The 5,174-nt window shown below is 57.1% G+C and carries 2 rRNA genes; both read left to right on the top strand.

From position 1 onward, the window contains the following. The first annotated feature begins 30 nt into the window (after nucleotides 1-30). Nucleotides 31-1,565, top strand: a 16S ribosomal RNA gene (locus V6N00_RS17135). A gap of 465 nt (nucleotides 1,566-2,030) precedes the next feature. Then, nucleotides 2,031-5,161: ribosomal RNA gene (locus tag V6N00_RS17130) — 23S ribosomal RNA — on the top strand. The 16S and 23S rRNA genes sit together here, the layout of an rRNA operon. Nucleotides 5,162-5,174 lie beyond the last annotated feature (13 nt).

The following is a 5,174-nucleotide window of genomic DNA, read 5'->3' as shown; positions in this document are numbered from 1 at the left end:
TGTCATTGCCGGGATTGTTTTTTCGTTTTTTTGACGGAGAGTTTGATCCTGGCTCAGGACGAACGCTGGCGGCGTGCTTAACACATGCAAGTCGAACGATGATGTGGTGCTTGCACCATGGATTAGTGGCGAACGGGTGAGTAAGACGTGAGTAACCTGCCCTTGACTCTGGGATAAGCCTGGGAAACTGGGTCTAATACTGGATATGACCTCTCCTCGCATGGGGGGTGGTGGAAAGCCTTCGGGTGGTTTTGGATGGACTCACGGCCTATCAGCTTGTTGGTGGGGTAATGGCTCACCAAGGCGACGACGGGTAGCCGGCCTGAGAGGGTGACCGGCCACACTGGGACTGAGACACGGCCCAGACTCCTACGGGAGGCAGCAGTGGGGAATATTGCACAATGGGCGAAAGCCTGATGCAGCGACGCCGCGTGAGGGATGACGGCCTTCGGGTTGTAAACCTCTTTCAGCAGGGAACAAGGCCAGGCTTTTGTCTGGTTGAGGGTACTTGCAGAAGAAGCGCCGGCTAACTACGTGCCAGCAGCCGCGGTAATACGTAGGGCGCAAGCGTTGTCCGGAATTATTGGGCGTAAAGAGCTCGTAGGCGGTTTGTCGCGTCTGCTGTGAAAGCCCGGGGCTTAACCCCGGGTCTGCAGTGGGTACGGGCAGACTAGAGTGCAGTAGGGGAGACTGGAATTCCTGGTGTAGCGGTGAAATGCGCAGATATCAGGAGGAACACCGATGGCGAAGGCAGGTCTCTGGGCTGTTACTGACGCTGAGGAGCGAAAGCATGGGGAGCGAACAGGATTAGATACCCTGGTAGTCCATGCCGTAAACGTTGGGCACTAGGTGTGGGGAACATTCCACGTTTTCCGCGCCGTAGCTAACGCATTAAGTGCCCCGCCTGGGGAGTACGGCCGCAAGGCTAAAACTCAAAGGAATTGACGGGGGCCCGCACAAGCGGCGGAGCATGCGGATTAATTCGATGCAACGCGAAGAACCTTACCAAGGCTTGACATGGACCGGAAAGGCGCAGAGATGTGTCCCCCACTTGTGGCCGGTTCACAGGTGGTGCATGGTTGTCGTCAGCTCGTGTCGTGAGATGTTGGGTTAAGTCCCGCAACGAGCGCAACCCTCGTTCCATGTTGCCAGCACGTAATGGTGGGGACTCATGGGAGACTGCCGGGGTCAACTCGGAGGAAGGTGGGGATGACGTCAAATCATCATGCCCCTTATGTCTTGGGCTTCACGCATGCTACAATGGCCGGTACAAAGGGTTGCGATACTGTGAGGTGGAGCTAATCCCAAAAAGCCGGTCTCAGTTCGGATCGTGGTCTGCAACTCGACCACGTGAAGTCGGAGTCGCTAGTAATCGCAGATCAGCAACGCTGCGGTGAATACGTTCCCGGGCCTTGTACACACCGCCCGTCAAGTCACGAAAGTTGGTAACACCCGAAGCCGGTGGCCTAACCCTTGGGAGGGAGCCGTCGAAGGTGGGACTGGCGATTGGGACTAAGTCGTAACAAGGTAGCCGTACCGGAAGGTGCGGCTGGATCACCTCCTTTCTAAGGAGCACTTTGAGACCCTGGATGGTTGCTCGCCCTGTGTGGTGGGTGGCTGGGGTCGAGGAGATTGCCCGTTGACTCACCAGTGTGTGGGTGCGGGTGCTCATGGGTGGAACATCAACAAGACTCGTGTCCGTCACCGGTGCTGGTGACCGGCCGCCTAGTACGCCTCGGCTGCTTCTTCGGGAGTGCGGGGGTTGGAAGGGTGGTGGGTTCTTCGGTGGGTGGTGGGCCTAGGCAACACACTGTTGGGTCCTGGGACAACAGGCCCCGGCGCCGTCCCCTGCGTGGTCGTCCTCCTTTGGTGGAGGTCGGGTGTGTGGGGGTGGTGGTGGGTCTGGTTGTTTCTGGTGTTCCCTGTGTCTGGCGTGCCGGCATCCCTGGTGGGGTGGTCTGGCGGGGTATGGGGGTTGTTGTTTGAGAACTGCATAGTGGACGCGAGCATCTTAATTCTGATTGTTCTGTGTGTAAGTTTCTAAGGGCACACGGTGGATGCCTTGGCATCAGGAGCCGATGAAGGACGTGGGAATCTGCGATAAGCCTAGGGGAGACGATAACCGGTCTGTGATCCTAGGATTTCCGAATGGGGAAACCCGGCCGCATGTCATGTGTGGTTACCGCCGTCTGAATATATAGGGCGTGCGGGGGGAACGCGGGGAAGTGAAACATCTCAGTACCCGCAGGAAGAGAAAACAACAGTGATTCCGTTAGTAGTGGCGAGCGAACGCGGATGGGGCTAAACCGGTTGCGTGTGATACCCGGCAGGGGTTGCGTTTCCGGGGTTGTGGGACCGTTCGTCCAGGGTCTGCCGGCTCTGGCGCGTGAGGTGCGGGCGTATAGGTGAACAGGTTTGAATGCCTGACCGTAGAGGGTGTGAGTCCCGTAACCGTAATGCGTTCCGCCGCGTGGTGATGTGTTCCCGAGTAGCACGGGGCCCGAGAAATCCCGTGTGAATCTGCCAGGACCACCTGGTAAGCCTAAATACTTCCTGATGACCGATAGCGGACCAGTACCGTGAGGGAAAGGTGAAAAGTACCCCGGGAGGGGAGTGAAATAGTACCTGAAACCGTGTGCTTACAATCCGTTAGAGCCTGACACCCTTGTGGTGGGTGGGTGATAGCGTGCCTTTTGAAGAATGAGCCTGCGAGTTAGTGTTACGTCGCGAGGTTAACCCGTGTGGGGAAGCCGTAGCGAAAGCGAGTCTGAACAGGGCGTTCAGTGGCGTGATCTAGACCCGAAGCGAAGTGATCTACCCATGGCCAGGTTGAAGCGACGGTAAGACGTCGTGGAGGACCGAACCCACTTCAGTTGAAAATGGAGGGGATGAGCTGTGGGTAGGGGTGAAAGGCCAATCAAACTTCGTGATAGCTGGTTCTCCCCGAAATGCATTTAGGTGCAGCGTTGCGTGTTTCTTGCCGGAGGTAGAGCTACTGGATGGCCGATGGGCCCCAAAAGGTTACTGACGTCAGCCAAACTCCGAATGCCGGTAAGTGAGAGCGCAGCAGTGAGACCGTGGGGGATAAGCTTCATGGTCGAGAGGGAAACAGCCCAGACCACCGACTAAGGCCCCTAAGCGTGTGCTAAGTGGGAAAGGATGTGGAGTTGCTTAGACAACCAGGAGGTTGGCTTAGAAGCAGCCACCCTTGAAAGAGTGCGTAATAGCTCACTGGTCAAGTGATTCCGCGCCGACAATGTAGCGGGGCTCAAGTACACCGCCGAAGTCGTGGCATTCATACGTTCCCTAGCCTTCGTGGTTCAGGGGTGTGGATGGGTAGGGGAGCGTCGTGTGGGCAGTGAAGCTGCGGGGTGACCCAGTGGTGGAGCCCACACGAGTGAGAATGCAGGCATGAGTAGCGAAAGACGGGTGAGAAACCCGTCCGCCGAATGATCAAGGGTTCCAGGGTCAAGCTAATCTGCCCTGGGTGAGTCGGGACCTAAGGCGAGGCCGACAGGCGTAGTCGATGGACAACGGGTTGATATTCCCGTACCGGCGAAGAACCGCCCATACTGATCCGGGGACACTAACCACCCCAATCGATCACCGGGTTCCTTTCGGGGATCCCACCGGTCGTGCGGCGTGGGACCTGATCCGGGGAGGTAAGCGTATTAACAGGTGTGACGCAGGAAGGTAGCCAGGCCGGGCGATGGTTGTCCCGGTCCAAGCAGGTAGGCTGTCCCATTGGCAAATCCGTGGGGCGTGAAGGCCGAGACGTGATGGGACCCCCTGTCGGGGGAATCTGGTGATCCTCTGCTGCCGAGAAAAGCATCGACGCGAGGTTCTAGCCGCCCGTACCCGAAACCGACACAGGTGATCAGGTAGAGAATACCAAGGCGATCGAGAGAATTATGGTTAAGGAACTCGGCAAAATGCCCCCGTAACTTCGGGAGAAGGGGGGCCTGCCCCGTGACGGCACTTCGCGTGCTCGAGCGGGTGTGGGCCGCAGAGACCAGGGGGAAGCGACTGTTTACTAAAAACACAGGTCCGTGCGAAGTCGCAAGACGATGTATACGGACTGACTCCTGCCCGGTGCTGGAAGGTTAAGAGGACCGGTTAGCGTTTCGGCGCGAAGCTGGGAATTTAAGCCCCAGTAAACGGCGGTGGTAACTATAACCATCCTAAGGTAGCGAAATTCCTTGTCGGGTAAGTTCCGACCTGCACGAATGGAGTAACGACTTCCCCGCTGTCTCAACCATAAACTCGGCGAAATTGCACTACGAGTAAAGATGCTCGTTACGCGCAGCAGGACGGAAAGACCCCGAGACCTTTACTATAGTTTGGTATTGGTGTTCGGTGCGGTTTGTGTAGGATAGGTGGGAGACTGTGAAGCCGGCACGCTAGTGTTGGTGGAGTCATCGTTGAAATACCACTCTGACCGCTTCGGATGTCTAACTTCGACCCGTGATCCGGGTCAGGGACAGTGCCTGATGGGTAGTTTAACTGGGGCGGTTGCCTCCTAAAGAGTAACGGAGGCGCCCAAAGGTTCCCTCAGCCTGGTTGGCAATCAGGTGTCGAGTGTAAGTGCACAAGGGAGCTTGACTGTGAGAGAGACATCTCGAGCAGGGACGAAAGTCGGGACTAGTGATCCGGCGGCACCTCGTGGAAGGGCCGTCGCTCAACGGATAAAAGGTACCTCGGGGATAACAGGCTGATCTTGCCCAAGAGTCCATATCGACGGCATGGTTTGGCACCTCGATGTCGGCTCGTCGCATCCTGGGGCTGGAGTAGGTCCCAAGGGTTGGGCTGTTCGCCCATTAAAGCGGTACGCGAGCTGGGTTTAGAACGTCGTGAGACAGTTCGGTCCCTATCCGCTGCGCGCGCAGGAAATTTGAGAAGGGCTGTCCTTAGTACGAGAGGACCGGGACGGACGAACCTCTGGTGTGTCAGTTGTACTGCCAAGTGCACCGCTGATTAGCTACGTTCGGATGGGATAACCGCTGAAAGCATCTAAGCGGGAAGCCTGCTTCAAGATGAGATTTCCATACCCGTAAGGGTTGAAGGCCCCCAGCTAGACCACTGGGTTGATAGGCCGGATGTGGAAGCGAGGACTGAAGACTCGTGAAGCTGACCGGTACTAATAGGCCAACAACTTACACCACACACCACCCAGG

Source organism: Tersicoccus mangrovi (genome assembly GCF_036881825.1).
In the GTDB taxonomy this organism is placed as follows: Bacteria; Actinomycetota; Actinomycetes; order Actinomycetales; family Micrococcaceae; genus Tersicoccus; species Tersicoccus mangrovi.
The sequence above is the reverse complement of the archived record's forward strand: the minus strand, read 5'-3'. Positions and strand labels throughout refer to the sequence as shown.